16 protein-coding genes are annotated in these 16,164 nt (G+C 68.7%); 9 read left to right on the top strand and 7 right to left on the bottom strand.

From position 1 onward, the window contains the following. Positions 1 to 224 precede the first annotated feature (224 nt). The 5 genes from ACFY3C_RS27235 to dnaA form a co-directional block, all read right to left on the bottom strand. Positions 225 to 770 (bottom strand): DUF721 domain-containing protein, encoded by a 546-nt coding sequence (locus ACFY3C_RS27235; protein ID WP_386572652.1) that lies wholly within the window; start codon positions 768 to 770, stop codon positions 225 to 227. Further along, on the bottom strand, positions 767 to 1,888 hold the full coding sequence (gene recF, locus ACFY3C_RS27230; protein ID WP_390772580.1) for a DNA replication/repair protein RecF: 1,122 nt from the start codon (positions 1,886 to 1,888) through the stop codon (positions 767 to 769). The genes ACFY3C_RS27235 and recF overlap by 4 nt, the downstream gene beginning before the upstream one ends. A gap of 53 nt (positions 1,889 to 1,941) precedes the next feature. Then, positions 1,942 to 2,817, bottom strand: coding sequence for a phosphogluconate dehydrogenase (NAD(+)-dependent, decarboxylating) (gnd, locus tag ACFY3C_RS27225; RefSeq protein WP_386572650.1), 876 nt, complete (start codon positions 2,815 to 2,817; stop codon positions 1,942 to 1,944). Positions 2,818 to 3,077: 260 nt separating this feature from the next. Then, a complete protein-coding gene (dnaN, locus tag ACFY3C_RS27220; protein ID WP_386572649.1) occupies positions 3,078 to 4,208 on the bottom strand; it encodes a DNA polymerase III subunit beta in 1,131 nt (376 codons plus the stop codon). Positions 4,209 to 5,409: 1,201 nt separating this feature from the next. Beyond that, positions 5,410 to 7,374 (bottom strand): chromosomal replication initiator protein DnaA, encoded by a 1,965-nt coding sequence (gene dnaA, locus ACFY3C_RS27215; RefSeq protein WP_390772579.1) that lies wholly within the window; start codon positions 7,372 to 7,374, stop codon positions 5,410 to 5,412. Positions 7,375 to 7,773: 399 nt separating this feature from the next. On the opposite strand from dnaA, the gene rpmH reads away from it, so the two are divergent. From rpmH to ACFY3C_RS27170, 9 genes are all read left to right on the top strand, one after another. Further along, positions 7,774 to 7,911, top strand: coding sequence for a 50S ribosomal protein L34 (gene rpmH / locus ACFY3C_RS27210; RefSeq protein ID WP_005482975.1), 138 nt, complete (start codon positions 7,774 to 7,776; stop codon positions 7,909 to 7,911). Between the two features lie 21 nt (positions 7,912 to 7,932). Continuing rightward, the gene (gene rnpA, locus ACFY3C_RS27205) at positions 7,933 to 8,304 is read left to right on the top strand and encodes a ribonuclease P protein component (RefSeq protein WP_386572647.1); all 372 of its coding nucleotides are present in this window, start codon (positions 7,933 to 7,935) and stop codon (positions 8,302 to 8,304) included. Continuing rightward, positions 8,301 to 8,666 carry a membrane protein insertion efficiency factor YidD gene (yidD, locus tag ACFY3C_RS27200; protein ID WP_381663799.1) on the top strand — a complete coding sequence of 122 codons (366 nt, stop codon included), beginning with the start codon at positions 8,301 to 8,303 and terminating at the stop codon, positions 8,664 to 8,666. The genes rnpA and yidD overlap by 4 nt, the downstream gene beginning before the upstream one ends. A gap of 3 nt (positions 8,667 to 8,669) precedes the next feature. Next, positions 8,670 to 9,947: a membrane protein insertase YidC gene (gene yidC / locus ACFY3C_RS27195; protein ID WP_390772578.1), complete on the top strand. Its 1,278-nt coding sequence runs from the start codon at positions 8,670 to 8,672 to the stop codon at positions 9,945 to 9,947. Between the two features lie 15 nt (positions 9,948 to 9,962). Next, complete coding sequence (locus ACFY3C_RS27190; RefSeq protein WP_386572644.1) at positions 9,963 to 10,475, top strand: protein jag; 513 nt, start codon at positions 9,963 to 9,965, stop codon at positions 10,473 to 10,475. A 117-nt stretch (positions 10,476 to 10,592) separates the two neighbouring features. After that, on the top strand, positions 10,593 to 11,309 hold the full coding sequence (gene rsmG / locus ACFY3C_RS27185; RefSeq protein ID WP_386572643.1) for a 16S rRNA (guanine(527)-N(7))-methyltransferase RsmG: 717 nt from the start codon (positions 10,593 to 10,595) through the stop codon (positions 11,307 to 11,309). 256 nt (positions 11,310 to 11,565) lie between these two features. After that, positions 11,566 to 12,639: a ParA family protein gene (locus ACFY3C_RS27180; RefSeq protein ID WP_386573116.1), complete on the top strand. Its 1,074-nt coding sequence runs from the start codon at positions 11,566 to 11,568 to the stop codon at positions 12,637 to 12,639. After that, the gene (locus ACFY3C_RS27175) at positions 12,636 to 13,736 is read left to right on the top strand and encodes a ParB/RepB/Spo0J family partition protein (protein WP_386572642.1); all 1,101 of its coding nucleotides are present in this window, start codon (positions 12,636 to 12,638) and stop codon (positions 13,734 to 13,736) included. Before ACFY3C_RS27180 ends, ACFY3C_RS27175 begins: the two co-directional genes overlap by 4 nt. A 318-nt stretch (positions 13,737 to 14,054) precedes the next feature. Next, the gene (locus ACFY3C_RS27170; RefSeq protein WP_386572640.1) at positions 14,055 to 14,672 is read left to right on the top strand and encodes a GNAT family N-acetyltransferase; all 618 of its coding nucleotides are present in this window, start codon (positions 14,055 to 14,057) and stop codon (positions 14,670 to 14,672) included. Positions 14,673 to 14,749: 77 nt separating this feature from the next. On the opposite strand, the gene trxA is transcribed toward ACFY3C_RS27170, so the two are convergent. Both trxA and trxB read right to left on the bottom strand, forming a co-directional pair. After that, positions 14,750 to 15,076, bottom strand: a complete 327-nt coding sequence (gene trxA / locus ACFY3C_RS27165) for a thioredoxin (protein ID WP_390772577.1) — start codon at positions 15,074 to 15,076, stop codon at positions 14,750 to 14,752. Between the two features lie 44 nt (positions 15,077 to 15,120). After that, on the bottom strand, positions 15,121 to 16,086 hold the full coding sequence (gene trxB, locus ACFY3C_RS27160; RefSeq protein ID WP_390772576.1) for a thioredoxin-disulfide reductase: 966 nt from the start codon (positions 16,084 to 16,086) through the stop codon (positions 15,121 to 15,123). Positions 16,087 to 16,164 lie beyond the last annotated feature (78 nt).

The following is a 16,164-nucleotide window of genomic DNA, read 5'->3' as shown; positions in this document are numbered from 1 at the left end:
TGATGGGGGTTTGCCGGTACCTGAGTCCTCATGTGCCGCCCTCAACCGGTCTCCGCCGGGTCCCGATATACGGATGGGGGCTCCAAGGGGCTCACAGCGCCACTCAGCGCTTCGGGCCGTCAACCCTTGGCTACTGGGGGGTCAGCTCGCGATCCGGACCTGCGCACAGGGCCGCGACAAGGGGTACGACGGCACCACGCGCCGACCGCGCGACGTGAGGTACGTCACCCGTAGGTATCGCCCGGGCCCGTACTCCCCGGAGCCCGCAGCGGGCCGTAACGCCGGGCGGGACCGCCGGGACCGTTGACCTTGAGCAGACGGACCGTGCCGTGGCCGAGGTCCTCGTTGAGCCGGGCGACCAGGGTCGGGGCGAGCAGCCGCAGCTGAGTCGCCCACGCGGTCGAGTCGCACTGCACGGACAGCACCCGCTCGTCCTCGTCGTACCGCTGCGGCACACAGTGCTTCGCCAGATCCTCACCGACGATCTGCGGCCAGCGGCCCATGACACCGCCCACCGCGGCCGGCGTCTCCCAGCCGCGCTCGTTGAGCAGCCGGTTGATCGCGGCACCGAGCGCCATCGGGTCACGTCCGTCGGCGCGCGCGCCCGAGCGCAGACCGCCACCGCGCCGCGCCTGCTTCTTCTGCCGCGCCGCGTCGCCACGCGCGCGTGCCTGCTCCTTCGCGGCGCGCAACGCCACGCGCGCGAGGTCGACACCGGAGGGCTCCGCAGACTTCCCGGGGTCCTTCGGGGTGGGTTCTTCGGTGCTCATACGCGCTCCACCGTCCCATCGGCCACCGCATAGCGGGCGCCGACCAGTACATGCGGTACGTCGTCGTCCACAGCGGCGGTGACCAGCACCTGCTCGCCGGGCGCGACCAGCTCGGCCAGCCGCTCACGACGGCGGGCGTCCAGCTCGGCGAACACGTCGTCGAGAATCAGCACCGGCTCGTTGCCCTCCGCGCGCAGCAGGTCGTACGAGGCCAGGCGCAGGGCGAGAGCGTAGGACCACGACTCGCCGTGGGAGGCATAGCCCTTGGCGGGCAGCTGACCGAGTTTGAGAATCAAATCGTCCCGGTGCGGGCCCACAAGGGTGACACCCCGCTCGATCTCCTGCTTGCGCGCCTCCGTGAGCGCCGCCATCAGCTGGGCGTACAGATCCTCGCGGCTGTGCGCCTCGCCGGGCGCGGACGGCTTGTACTCCAGCGCGATCGGACCCCCGCCCGGGGCCAGCTGCTCGTACGCCTTGTCGGCCAGCGGCTGCAGCGCGGCGACCAGGTCCAGGCGCTGGGCGAGCAGCTCGCCGCCCGCGCGCGCGAGATGCTGGTCCCACACGTCGAGCGTGGACAGGTCCATGGAGCGGCCGCCGTGCCTGCGCGCCAGCGCCGCGGTCTTGAGGAGCGTGTTGCGCTGCTTGAGCACCCGCTCGTAGTCCGAGCGCACACCCGCCATGCGCGGCGAGCGCGCGGTGATCAACTCGTCCAGGAACCGGCGCCGCTCACCGGGATCACCCTTGACCAGCGCGAGGTCCTCCGGAGCGAACAGCACGGTCCGTACGATCCCCAGCACGTCCCTCGGCCTGACCTGCGAGGACCGGTTGATGCGAGCACGGTTGGCCCGGCCGGGGTTCAGCTCCAGCTCGACCAGCTGCTGCCGCTCGCCCTGTCGGACCTGAGCCCGGATGACGGCCCGCTCGGCGCCCATGCGGACCAGGGGAGCGTCGGAGGAGACGCGGTGGCTGCCGAGGGTGGCGAGATAACCGACCGCCTCGACCAGATTGGTCTTGCCCTGCCCGTTGGGGCCGACGAAGGCGGTGACGCCCGGGTCGAGCGGGACCTCGACCCGGGCGTACGAGCGGAAGTCGGCCAGCGAAAGATGCGTGACGTGCATGGTCGTTCGCCGACCTCCCCCAGGGTTGTGGATCGCGGAGGCGACCCTGTGGATTACTTCTTCTCTACGGCGTGGCCGCCGAACTGGTTGCGCAGCGCGGCGATCATCTTCATCTGCGGCGAGTCCTCCTGCCGCGAGGCGAACCGCGCGAACAGCGACGCGGTGATCGCGGGAAGCGGCACCGCGTTGTCGATGGCGGCTTCCACAGTCCAGCGTCCCTCACCGGAGTCCTGTGCATAACCGCGCAGCTGTCCGAGGTGCTCGTCCTCGTCCAGCGCGTTCACCGCGAGGTCCAGCAGCCAGGAACGGATGACCGTGCCCTCCTGCCAGGAGCGGAAGACCTCGCGGACGTTCTCCACGGAGTCGACCTTCTCCAGCAGCTCCCAGCCCTCGGCGTAAGCCTGCATCATCGCGTACTCGATGCCGTTGTGGACCATCTTCGCGAAGTGGCCCGCGCCGACCTTGCCGGCGTGCACCGAGCCGAGGTCACCCTCCGGCTTGAGCGCGTCGAAGACCGGCTGCACCTTGGCGACGTTCTCGGCGTCGCCGCCGTACATCAGCGCGTACCCGTTCTCCAGGCCCCAGACGCCGCCGGAGACACCGCAGTCGACGAAGCCTATGCCCTTGGCCGCCAGCTCCTCGGCGTGCCTCTCGTCGTCCGTCCAGCGGGAGTTGCCGCCGTCCACAACCACGTCACCGGGCTCCAGCAGTTCGCCGAGCTGGTCGATCGTGGACTGCGTGGCCTCGCCGGCCGGGACCATCACCCAGACCACGCGGGGCCCGCTGAGCTTGCCCACAAGCTCTTCCAGGCTGTGGACGTCCGCGAGGTCGGCGTTGCGGTCGTATCCGATGACGGTGTGGCCCGCGCGGCGGATCCGCTCGCGCATGTTGCCGCCCATCTTGCCGAGGCCGACGAGACCGAGCTCCATCAGTTGTGTTCCTTAGGTTGCTGTGTGGCGTGTCGGGCACCTGCGTACCCGGGTCCGAGCCTAGTCCCGGACCCTCCCGCACAGCTGTGGGCATACGCGCTCATACGTATGCCCTCACCTGGGGCTTTGTCCTGTGGATACCGGCGGCTACGGCTCAGTGCCGAGCCGCACCAGGCAGGCGCAATGACTCAGCCGCTGAGCCGCACCGGCATACTGCGGTCTTGTGGGGGATAACCCCCACACCCCCAGCCGACGGCCGCTCAGCCGCTGAGCCGCACCGGCATGATCAGGTACTTGTAGGCCTCGTCCGCCTCGGCATCCAGCGCCGGCTTGCCGCTGAGCAGCGCGGGCTTGGTGGACGTCGTGAACGACAGCTGGGCCACCGGGGAGTCGATGGCGCTCAGACCGTCCAGCAGGAAGGTCGGGTTGAAGGCGATCGAGATGTCGTCGCCCTCCAGCTGGGCGTCAACCCTTTCCACAGCCTGTGCATCGTCGCTGGAGCCGGCCTCCAGGATCAGCACGCCCTGCTCGAAGCTCAGCCGCACCGGGGTGTTCCGCTCGGCGACCAGGGCCACACGCTTGACGGCCTCCACGAAGGGGGCGGTCTCGATCACGGCGACGGAGTTGAACTCGGTCGGGAACAGCGTGCGGTACTTCGGCAGATCGCCCTCGAGCAGACGCGTGGTCGTACGACGGCCCGCACCCTCGAAACCGATCAGGCCCTCGCCCGCGCCCGAGCCGGACAGCGCCAGCGTGACGTTGTCGCCCGCGCCGAGCGACTTGGCGGTGTCCAGGAGCGTTTTGGCCGGGACCAGGGCGACCGCGGAGGCGTCCGGGTTCTCCGGCTTCCACAGGAACTCGCGGACCGCGAAGCGGTAGCGGTCGGTGGAGGCCAGGGTGACCGTGTCACCCTCGATCTCGATGCGCACACCGGTGAGGACGGGCAGCGTGTCGTCACGGCCGGCGGCGATGGCCACCTGGGACACGGCGGCGGCGAAGACCTCGCCGGGGACGGTGCCCGTCGCGGTCGGCATCTGCGGCAGCGCCGGGTACTCCTCCACAGGCAGGGTGTGGAGTGTGAACCGCGAGGAGCCGCAGACCACGGTCGCCCGTACACCGTCTGTGGAAATCTCCACCGGGCGGTTGGGGAGAGCGCGGGAGATGTCGGCGAGCAGGCGGCCGGAGACGAGGACCGTGCCCTCCTCCTCGACCTCGGCCTCGACGCTCACGCGAGCGGAGACCTCGTAGTCGAAGCTCGACAGGCTCAGCTGGCCGTCCTCGGCCTTCAGCAGGAGGCCGGCGAGGACAGGCGCCGGCGGACGGGCCGGGAGGCTGCGTGCAGCCCACGCCACTGCCTCCGCGAGTACGTCGCGTTCCACCCGGATCTTCACCGTAAGCCGCCTCCTGCTGTTGCTACTGAGTCCTCCGACTCGGTGTCACCGCCCACTGCGAAGGGAAGGACACCGGGGACCAGTCTGACGCACCGCACTGACAGTAGGTGCCTGTCGGGGTCAAGTCGCTCCGAGGGGCAGCCGGGCTCGAGAGCGCGAGTTGTGCACAGGCCCCGCTTCGAAACGGATTCCGAGCTCTCTCTAGTTGGGAGTAGTAGTAGGGCCTGTGGATACCGTGGATAACCACGTTTGCCCAGCTCAGAGCGGGAATTTTGTCCACTGACCCTGTGGGTGGAGGCGGTGGACAACTCGGGGTCTCTGTGGAGAACAGAAAGTTCTGCACACACCGCCCACAGCTTGAGGGCAGTTCTCCCCAGCTGTGTCCCCAGGTTTACCCACGTTTCCCACACCCCAACCCGGCAGCTTCGTGTGACGGCTTTCACTCGACGCGGTGAGAGGGTGCGTCACGTTGCCGAACAGTGGACAGCCATGTGGAGAAGCTGGGATTCGCTGGGGACAACCGGCCTCAGCCTGTGGGCTTCCCGTGGAAAACTTCGTCCACAGTCTGTGGATCTCCGCTTCGTCCACAGTCTGTGGAGATCGTTCGTCCACGATTCCACAGGCAGCTGAGCTGGGCGGACGCCGCTTCCCCAGGCTCCCTGTGGATGCAGTTCGGGACAACTCCACAGTCCCCAGGATGTGGACGGAAGAAACTCACCGAATCTGTGGAGAGTGGCCGTAACCAGGCACTTAATCGAACACCCGGTGGCCGGGGAGGGACGCCCACGGCGCGGCGACGAGCCGTCGGCAGGACGCGATGAGGGGTGCCGGCGGCTGCCTGGGGCGCGGAGGACGGTCGGCTGGGGATGCGGAGGACGGCCGCCAGGGGATGCGGAGGACGGCGGCCGGGGGAAGCGGAGGACGGCCGCCAGGGTCGTTGCGACGAACGGCAGCCGGGGATGTGAAGAACGTCGGTGAGGGGCGCGAAGGTCGGCGGCGAGGGGCGCGAAGGTGGGCCGTCGGGGACGCGAGAGCCGCTGCCAGAGGACCCGAAGGACGACTGCCAGAGCCGCGAAAACGGCCGGCCGGGGGACGTGAGATCGGTCGACCGGGGGATGCGAGATCGGCTGCCCCCGGATGCGAAAAGGCGCCCCCGGGATGTCCTCCCGAGGGCGCCCTCAGTGTCGGCCTGTGGCTGCCGTCAGCCGTTCTTGATGCGGTTCGTCAGCTCGGTCACCTGGTTGTAGATCGAGCGCCGCTCGGCCATCAGCGCGCGGATCTTCCGGTCCGCGTGCATGACGGTCGTGTGGTCGCGGCCGCCGAAGTGCGCGCCGATCTTCGGCAGGGACAGGTCCGTCAGCTCACGGCACAGGTACATGGCGATCTGACGGGCCGTGACCAGCTGGCGGCCGCGCGAGGTGCCGCACAGGTCGTCGACCGTGAGGCCGAAGTAGTCGGCGGTCGACGCCATGATGGCCGACGCGGTGATCTCGGGAGTCGAGTCCTCGCCCCCGGGGATCAGGTCCTTGAGGACGATCTCGGTGAGGCCCAGGTCCACCGGCTGCCGGTTGAGCGAGGCGAACGCCGTCACCCGGATCAGCGCGCCCTCCAGCTCACGGATGTTCCGTGAGATCCGGGAGGCGATGAACTCCAGTACCTCCGGCGGGGCGTTGAGCTGCTCCTGCACCGCCTTCTTGCGCAGGATCGCGATGCGCGTCTCCAGCTCGGGCGGCTGGACATCGGTGATCAGACCCCACTCGAAACGGTTCCGCAGCCGGTCCTCCAGCGTCACCAGCTGCTTGGGCGGCCGGTCGCTGGAGAGCACGATCTGCTTGTTCGCGTTGTGGAGCGTGTTGAAGGTGTGGAAGAACTCCTCCTGCGTCGACTCCTTGTCCGCTAGGAACTGGATGTCGTCGACGAGCAGGATGTCCATCTCGCGGTAGCGCTTGCGGAAGCTGTCGCCCTTGCCGTCGCGGATGGAGTTGATGAACTCGTTGGTGAACTCCTCGGAGCTGACGTACCGCACGCGCGTGCCCGGGTAGAGGCTGCGCGCGTAGTGCCCGATCGCGTGCAGCAGGTGCGTCTTGCCGAGCCCCGACTCCCCATAGATGAAGAGGGGGTTGTACGCCTTCGCGGGCGCCTCGGCGACGGCCACCGCGGCCGCGTGCGCGAACCGGTTGGAGGCGCCGATGACGAACGTGTCGAAGAGGTATTTCGGGTTCAGTCGCGCGGTCGGCTCACCGGGACCGCTCGCCGGCGCGGGCTTCGCGGCCAGCGGACCGGGCGCACCGCTCCCGCCGGGCGGCGGCAGGTCCGGGCGGCCGGGACCGCCGCGGTGCACCGGGCCGGCACCGGCCGACTGGTCGGGCATCTCACGGCGGACGGGGTCGCGCTGGTCGTACTCCGCTCGCGGAGAGTCGTAGTCCAGGCGCTCGTACTCCGAGCGGTCGTAGTCCGGACGGTCGTACTCGGGGCGCGGGGCGTCGTAGTCGCCGCGCTGCTGGTCGTACGACGGGCGCTCCATGCCCTTCGGGCGGTAGTCCTGGGACGGCGAGCCGTAGGTGTCCTGCCCCGAGGAGCCGTAGGAGTCCTGCGGCGGCGAGGCGTACGGGTCGCGCTCGGGGAAGCCGAGGCGCGGCTGCTGCCAGCCGTACTCGTCCTGTCCGGTGCGCGGCCAGGCGCCGGGCTCGGGCCGCTGGTACTCGGACGGATACGCGGGCCGGGCGGTCGGCAGCTGGTCCCCGCGGGAGGCCGGCTCGCTGCCCGGGAGCGGTTCGGCGGCACGGTGCCTGCCGTAGCCGTCGTACGGTCCGGAGGGCAGCTCCGGCTCCTCGTAGCGCGGCTGCCGCTGCGGCTGGGCGGGGGGCGCCTGCGGGGCCGGCGGCTCGCCCGCGGAGTCGTCCACGGTGATCGCGATGCGGATGGGGCGGCCGCACTCGCGGCTCAGCGTCTCGCTGACGACCGGTGCGAGACGCCCCTCCAGTACGTTCTTCGCGAATTCGTTCGGTACGGCGAGCAGAGCGGTGTCCGCGACCAGCGCGAGCGGCTGGCAGCGCCGGATCCAGTGCTCGTCCTTCGCCTCGACACCCTGTCCGCGGCCCTCACCGAGGAGCTGCTCGAGTACTCGTGGCCACACTGCGGCAAGATCGGCAGGTACGTCAGCCACAGGGCACGCTCTCTCACAGGTCCCACGAACGTGTGGTTGTGGGACGGGTCGGGATGAAATCCGGGATGGGTGGGCGGGGGCAATCCCGCTCGGGCGGGGATAAGGGAAACGAATCGGAGTCCAGCCACGGTAGTCAGCGCGGCGGGTACGGTTCAAGTTGTTGTCCCCAGCCTGTGGATAGTGTCTCTCGGCTGCCCCCGGTTTGACCGGATGGCGTAGCCGCGCGTACCGTAACCAGGTCGAGTTGTCGATGGCTGCTGCCGCCTGCCTCCGAAGGGCACAGGTCACGTCAGGTGATCGGGAAGCGGTGCACTCGGGCGTGACGCGAGCTACTCGTGGGCGCACGGTGACAGCCAGGACGGCACCCGCCGCCACCGATTTGATTTCTGGAGCCCCCGAGTGAGCAAGCGCACCTTCCAGCCGAACAACCGTCGTCGCGCGAAGACCCACGGCTTCCGCCTGCGGATGCGCACCCGTGCCGGCCGCGCGATTCTCGCGAACCGCCGTAGCAAGGGTCGCGCCAGCCTGTCCGCCTGATCCTGATCAGGTCATGACGTCGTGCTGCCTACCGAGCATCGGCTGAGGCGGCGCGAGGACTTCGCGACCGCGGTACGACGGGGCCGTCGGGCTGGCCGCCCGACTCTCGTCGTCCACCTTCGTAGCGGTGCCACGGACCCGCATGCGCCTGGGGAGAGCGCTCCCCCGACGCGTGCGGGTTTCGTCGTGAGCAAGGCTGTGGGTGGGGCGGTCGTGCGCAACAAAGTGAAGCGCAGACTGCGCCACCTGATGCGTGACCGAGTCGTCCTGTTTGCCCCCGGTAGCCTGGTAGTCGTACGAGCGCTGCCCGGAGCGGGCGACGCAGACCACGCACAGCTGGCCCGAGACCTGGATGCCGCCCTCGAGCGGCTGCTGGGAGGGGGCGCGCGATGAAGTACCCGCTGCTGGCTCTGATCAAGCTGTACCAGTGGACGATCAGTCCCCTGCTGGGGCCGGTGTGCAAGTACTACCCGTCGTGCTCCCACTACGGCTACACGGCCATCGACCGGCACGGTGCGATCAAGGGAACGGCACTCACCGCCTGGCGCATCCTCCGGTGCAATCCGTGGTCGCTCGGCGGTGTGGACCATGTTCCGCCGCGCAAGCGCCCGCGGTGGCACGAAATGCTGCGCAACGCTTGGCGCGCACGCAAGGGCGGGACCTCCGCCGCCGAACCGGCCACCGAGGAGAAGCCTCACTCCGGGCTTCCCTCGAGCCCGGCCGCAGAGACCTCGTCCCATGCCCAAGGAGCATGATTAGTGGACACGATTGCCAGCCTCTTCAGCTTCATCACGACACCTGTCTCCTGGGTCATCGTCCAGTTCCACACGGTGTACGGCGCCATCTTCGGCCCCGACACCGGGTGGGCCTGGGGCCTGTCGATCGTGTCCCTCGTGATCCTGATCCGCATCTGCCTGATCCCGCTCTTCGTGAAGCAGATCAAGGCGACCCGGGCCATGCAGACGCTCCAGCCCGAGATGAAGAAGATCCAGGAGCGCTACAAGAACGACAAGCAGCGCCAGTCCGAAGAGATGATGAAGCTGTACAAGGAGTCGGGCACCAACCCGCTCTCCTCGTGCCTTCCCATCCTGGCGCAGTCTCCGTTCTTCTTCGCCCTGTACCACGTGCTCAACGGCATCGCGTCCGGGCAGACCATCGGCGTCATCAACCAATCGCTGCTGGAGAGCGCCCGTAAGGCGCACATCTTCGGGGCCCCGCTCGCCGCGAAGTTCAAGGACAGCGCCTCCACCGTCGAGGCCCTGGGCGCCACGGTCACCGATGTGCGGGTCGTCACCGCGCTCATGATCGTCCTGATGTCGGCGTCGCAGTTCTACACGCAGCGCCAGCTGATGACGAAGAACGTCGACACCACGGTGAAGACGCCGTTCATGCAGCAGCAGAAGATGCTGATGTACGTCTTCCCCATCATGTTCGCCGTCTTCGGTATCAACTTCCCGGTCGGTGTCCTGGTCTACTGGCTGACCACCAACGTGTGGACCATGGGCCAGCAGATGTACGTCATCCACAACAACCCGACCCCGGGTTCCAAGGCCCAGGCCGCCTACCTGGAGCGCCTCACCAAGCACGTCACGCACCACGGCAAGATCCGTCGCCGCAGCGAGAAGACCATCGTCAAGGCGATCGTCGCCAAGGGCCGCGACCGCAACGAGTTCGAGCGCAAGTTCATCAACGGCCTGAGCAAGGCGGGCCTCGCGGCCCAGGCCGACGGCACCGTGGTGAAGAGCGAGAGCCAGGCCGTGGCGCAGACCGAGGACGGTACGACGGCGACCACCGCCGCCGCCCGGCGCCAGCAGCCCAAGCGTCAGACCAAGGCCCAGCGCCAGTCCGGCGGGAAGCAGGCGGGCGACGAGACGTCGACCACCTCGCTGGAGAAGTCCGACGCCGACGAGCCGCAGGACGCCAAGCCCGCCGCTGCCAAGCAGCCTCAGAAGCCCGGCTCCGGCACCCGCAGCAAGGCCCAGTCCGGCCAGCGCAAGGGTGGCCCGCAGCGGCCCAAGTCCCCGTCCAAGAAGTAAGAAGGAGCCCATCCCGTGACGGAAGGCACCACCTCCGCTGCTGCCGAGGGTGCAGACACCCTCACCCGCCTGGAGCAGGAGGGCGAGATCGCGGCGGACTACCTGGAGGGTCTGCTGGACATCGCCGACCTCGACGGCGACATCGACATGGACGTCGAGGCCGACCGCGCCTCCGTGTCGATCATCAGCGACACCGGCAGCCGCGACCTGCAGAAGCTGGTCGGCCGCGACGGCGAGGTGCTGGAGGCACTGCAGGAGCTGACGCGCCTGGCCGTGCACCGGGAGACCGGTGACCGCAGCCGTCTGATGCTGGACATCGCGGGCTACCGCGCCAAGAAGCGCACCGAGCTGTCCGAGCTGGGCGCCAAGGCCGCCGCCGATGTCAAGAACACCGGCGAGCCCGTGAAGCTCAAGCCAATGACCCCGTTCGAGCGCAAGGTCGTGCACGACGCGGTCAAGGCCGCCGGGCTGCGCAGCGAGTCGGAGGGCGAGGAACCGCAGCGGTTCGTCGTCGTGCTGCCCGCCTGATCGGTCCCTCACGTTTCACCGGCCCCGTCTGCCTGCAGACGGGGCCGAACTTTGTCAGCCTGGTAGTTCTGGTGGCCGGTGCGCGAAGCGCCGGCGCTGTACGGAAGGACGGTCCCCGTGACGGAGGCAGCGGAGCTTCCCCCCGCGCCCGAGCAGGCGCGGGAAGTGTTTGGTGATCGCTTCGCCGATGCGGTCCGCTATGCGGAGCTGCTCGCCGAGGCGGGCGTGCAGCGTGGCCTGATCGGCCCACGCGAAGTGCCCCGCCTGTGGGAGCGGCACCTGCTGAACTGCGCGGTGCTCTCAGAAGCGGTCCCCGAGGGGGTGACGGTGTGCGACGTCGGCTCGGGCGCCGGCCTGCCGGGCATTCCGCTGGCCCTGGTCCGGGACGACCTGAACATCACCCTGCTGGAGCCCCTGCTGCGGCGCACCACCTTCCTCACCGAGGTCGTCGAGCTGCTGGGCCTGGATCACGTCACCGTGATGCGCGGCCGGGCCGAGGAGGTCATGGGCAAGCTGCCGCCGGTCCATGTGGTGACGGCCCGCGCCGTGGCCCCGCTGGACCGTCTGGCCACCTGGGGCATCCCGCTGCTGCGCCCGTACGGCGAGATGCTCGCGCTCAAGGGGGACACCGCCGAGGAGGAGCTGAAGGCGGCGGCTACCGCACTCAGCAAGCTCGGTGCGGTGTCGACCTCCATCCTGCACGTGGGCGAGGGCGTGGTGGATCCCCCGTCCACGGTCGTGCGGGTCGAGGTGGGAGAGAGCCCGGGCGGTGTGCGTTTCGCGGCCAAGCGGGCCAAGGCGGCCCGGACGGGGCGGGCGCGGCGACGTCGCTGATAGGTGAGACGTACTCCACACAAGCTGCCAAACGTACGCAAGCCGGAGTGTCGCGAAGGTCCGGCCGCCGCGGCTGTGCATCGTGTTTCACGTGAAACGTCGCTCACTGCTGCACGGCATCATCAGTCGCGGCCGCGCCGCGGCCGAACCTCGCGACCGGAGGCCTCTTGGTTCACTCGGAGAGGCACCGGAGTTGTCCACAGAGGTGGATTTCTCCACAGAACACCAGGCCTCACTGGTTCACGACCCCGAAGACATGGGAGGCTCTGTTCATTGCGAGCCTGAAGTCGAGGAGAGTGAATCCGTGCGGTCCGACGCCAACATCGCGGGACCGATGACCGATCCGGTCCCCGGTCCCCGTACCGAGTCGATGGGGGCGGATGTTTCACGTGAAACACCGCCTCCGATGGACGACACTCCCATCGGTCGCGCTGCCCAACTGGCGGTGGAGGCTCTGGGCCGCGCCGGCGAAGGCCTGCCGCGTCCCGAGCAGACCCGAGTCATCGTGGTCGCCAACCAGAAGGGTGGCGTGGGCAAGACCACGACGACCGTCAACCTTGCTGCTTCGCTGGCTCTGCACGGCGGCCGCGTTCTGGTGATCGACCTCGACCCGCAGGGCAATGCGTCCACGGCGCTGGGTATCGATCATCACGCGGAAGTGCCGTCCATCTATGACGTGTTGGTGGAGAGCAGGCCGCTGGCCGAGGTCGTCCAGCCCGTCCCCGATGTCGAAGGCCTCTTCTGCGCCCCTGCCACCATCGATCTCGCCGGTGCGGAGATCGAGCTGGTGTCTCTGGTGGCCCGTGAGAGCCGGCTGCAGCGCGCGATCCAGGCGTACGAGCAGCCGTTGGACTACATCCTCATCGACTGCCCGCCCTCGCTGGGCCTGTTGACGGTCAACGCGCTCGTCGCGGGCCAGGAGGTCCTCATCCCCATCCAGTGCGAGTACTACGCGCTGGAGGGATTGGGTCAGCTGCTCCGCAACGTCGACCTGGTGCGGGGGCACCTCAACCCCACCTTGCATGTGTCGACCATCCTGCTCACCATGTATGACGGCCGGACGCGTCTCGCCTCGCAGGTCGCGGAAGAGGTGCGCACCCACTTCGGTGACGAGGTGCTGCGGACGAGCATTCCCCGCTCGGTCCGTATCTCCGAGGCGCCGAGCTATGGGCAGACGGTGCTGACTTACGATCCTGGATCGAGCGGTGCCCTCTCCTATCTTGAGGCGGCCCGAGAAATCGCGCTGAGGGGCATCGGCATCAGCTATGACGCCAGCCAGGCCCACATCGGCGCCCAGAACGACCAGAGCATGGTGGAGGGGATCCAGTGAGCGAGCGACGGAGGGGGCTGGGCCGTGGACTCGGCGCGCTGATCCCTGCTGCCCCGACCGAGAAGAACCCGGCTCCTGCCGCGATGGGGAGTGGGACGTCCACGTCCCCGGCAGCGGTCCCGGTGCTGACGACCGACCGCGGGGTGGCCGCGGCGAAGGTGGCCATGCTGCCGCCTGTTTCACATGAAACCGAGGAGCCCTCGGTGAGCCCTGCCGCAGAGGCTCCGGCGCCTCCGGTGGGCGCCCACTTCGCCGAGCTGCCCCTCGACGCCATTACGCCGAACCCGCGCCAGCCGCGTGAGGTCTTCGACGAGGACGCGCTGCAGGAGCTGGTCACTTCCATCCAGGAGGTCGGTCTCCTCCAGCCTGTCGTCGTACGACAGCTGGGTCCCGGCCGCTATGAGCTGATCATGGGTGAGCGCCGCTGGCGGGCCTGCCGTGAGGCCGGCCTCGAGGCCATCCCTGCGATCGTCCGGGCCACCGATGACGAGAAGCTCCTTCTGGACGCGCTGCTGGAGAACCTGCACCGGGCGCAGCTGAACCCGCTGGAAGAGGCGGCCGCCTACGACCAGCTGCTGAAGGACTTCAACTGCACGCACGACCAGCTGGCGGACCGCATCGGGCGTTCCCGTCCGCAGGTCTCCAACACCCTGCGGCTGTTGAAGCTGTCGCCGGCCGTCCAGCGCAGGGTCGCCGCCGGGGTCCTCTCCGCCGGTCACGCCCGGGCGCTGCTGTCCGTCGAGGACTCGGACGAGCAGGACCGGCTGGCGCATCGCATCGTGGCCGAGGGCCTCTCGGTGCGGGCCGTCGAGGAGATCGTGACCCTGATGGGTTCGCGGCCCCAGACGACCCAGCGCTCCAAGGGCCCGCGGGCCGGTGCCCGGGTCTCCCCGGCGCTGAGCGAGCTGGCCACCCGGCTGTCGGATCGCTTCGAGACCCGGGTGAAGGTCGACCTTGGTCAGAAGAAGGGCAAGATCACCGTCGAGTTCGCCTCCATGGAGGACCTTGAGCGGATCCTCGGCTCGCTCGCCCCGGGCGAGGGGCCGGTTCTGCAGAAGGGTCTCCACGACGGCGACTCCGAGGAGCAGGACGACTGAAACCTCCGGCGGTCCCGCCGAGGGTGCAGGAGAGCGGATCGCATCCGGTGTGTACCGGAACGCGGTCCGCTCTTTGCTTTGAGGCAGGTATCGGGGGAATCGCTTCGTGGATACGATGCGGATGGGTATGGCGCATCCACCTGGCGGATCTCTGAGTGGGGAGACAGGGGCCATGCGATCGATGAGCCGCACCGGACTGGTGAGCGCTGGCTTGGGCCTTGGGGCCGTCGGCGGATTCGTCGGCAGCCTGCTCAGGGAACGCAGCGCTCTGACAGCCGCTCGCGACGCAGCGGGCGAAGGAAGCGAGGAACAGCCTTCATGGGGCGCCGGCTCGTACCGCTCACGCTGGACAACCTTCAGGACCTTCCCAAGCGCTGTCGCTCGTGCGTCTTCTGGGAGCTCGACCCCGTCAGCGGCGAAGCCGCGGTAAAGGCGGGCACCTCCGCGCTGGAGAAGGAGTCCTGGATCTCCGCCGTCCTGCTGGACTGGGGATCGTGCGGCCGGGTGGTCTACGTCGACGACGTTCCCGTGGGCTTCGTTCTCTACGCGCCGCCGGCCTACGTCCCGCGCTCCACGGCGTTCCCGACGAGTCCGGTCTCACCGGATGCCGTCCAGCTCATGACGGCGTTCATCATGCCCGGTTACCAGGGGCAGGGGCTGGGCCGGGTGATGGTCCAGACGGTGGCCAAGGACCTGTTGCGCCGGGGCTTCAAGGCGATCGAGGCGTTCGGTGACGCCCGCTGGAGGGAGCCCGCCTGTCTGCTGCCCGCCGACCATCTCCTGGCCGTGGGCTTCAAGACGGTCCGGCAGCATCCCACGCACCCCCGTCTGCGGCTGGAGCTGCGCTCGACGCTCTCCTGGAAGGAAGACGTGGAGATGGCGCTCGACCGGCTGCTGGGAGCCGTACAGAAGGAACCGGTGCTGCGGCCGCTGTAGAGGCCGGCGTCAGCCGAGGGCCTCATGCAAATGGGCCAACCCAGAGGGGTTGGCCCATTCGTGTTTCACGTGAAACGTCACTCGGCGATGAACTCGTCGAGGTCGCGCACGAGCGCAGCCTTCGGCTTGGCACCGACGATCGTCTTGACGACCTCGCCGCCCTGGTAGACGTTGAGGGTCGGGATGGACATGACGCCGTACTTGGCGGCCGTGCCCGGGTTCTCGTCGATGTTCAGCTTGACGATCTCGATCTTGTCGCCGTGCTCGGCGGCAATCGCCTCAAGGGACGGAGCGATCTGGCGGCACGGGCCGCACCAGTCGGCCCAGAAGTCCACCAGGACGGGCTTGTCGTTCTTGAGGACGTCCTCGTCGAAGGACGCGTCGGTCGTGCTCTTCAGGGCCACGGTGGGCTCCTTATCTTCTGCGGTGGGGCGAGGGAGGGGGAAGGTCAGACGGTGGCGGCAGCCTCGGCCTTGTCCTCGTCCGCGAGGGCGGAGAGGAAGCGCTCGGCGTCGAGGGCGGCGGAGCAGCCGGTGCCGGCCGCGGTGATCGCCTGCCGGTAGGTGTGGTCGACCACGTCACCGGCGGCGAAGACACCGGTCAGGTTGGTGCGGGTGGACGGGGCGGCGACCTTCAGGTAGCCCTCATCGTCCAGGTCCAGCTGGCCCTTGAACAGCTCGGTGCGCGGGTCGTGGCCGATCGCGATGAACAGGCCCGTCACCGGCAGGTCGGAGAGCTCGCCGGTCTTGACGTTGCGCAGCTTCAGACCGGAGAGCTTCTGGTCGCCCTGAACCTCGGCAACCTCGCTGTCCCAGACGAACTTGATCTTCGGGTCGCCGAAGGCACGCTCCTGCATCGCCTTGGAGGCGCGCAGGGAGTCACGGCGGTGGACGACGGTCACGGACTTGGCGAACCGCGAGAGGAAGGTGGCCTCCTCCATCGCGGTGTCGCCTCCGCCGATCACGGCGATGTCCTGGTCCTTGAAGAAGAACCCGTCACAGGTGGCGCACCAGGAGACACCCCGGCCGGAGAGCGCGTCCTCGTTCGGGAGGCCGAGCTTGCGGTGCTGGGAGCCGGTGGTGACGATGACAGCCTTCGCCCGGTGGACCGTGCCCGCGGTGTCGGTGACGGTCTTGATCTCACCGGTCAGGTCGACGGAGACGATGTCGTCCGGGATCAGCTCGGCGCCGAAGCGCTCGGCCTGCGCCCGCATGTTGTCCATCAGCTCAGGCCCCATGATGCCGTCGCGGAAGCCCGGGAAGTTCTCCACCTCGGTGGTGTTCATCAGCGCGCCACCGGCGGTGACGGCCCCCTCGAACACCAGGGGCTTCAGCGAAGCGCGCGCGGTGTAGAGCGCCGCCGTGTAGCCTGCCGGCCCGGAGCCGATGATGATCACGTTACGGACGTCGCTCACGGCTTGGTTCCTCGTCTCTGGTCTGCGTCAGTCGACCGGTGAGAGCCCCTTTCAGAACTCTCACCCCACCCAACGGAT

The sequence above is a fragment of the Streptomyces sp. NPDC001410 genome, assembly GCF_042895235.1.
Classification (GTDB): domain Bacteria; phylum Actinomycetota; class Actinomycetes; order Streptomycetales; family Streptomycetaceae; genus Streptomyces.
Note: the sequence above shows the minus strand (reverse complement) of the source record. Positions and strands in the feature narration are given on the sequence as shown.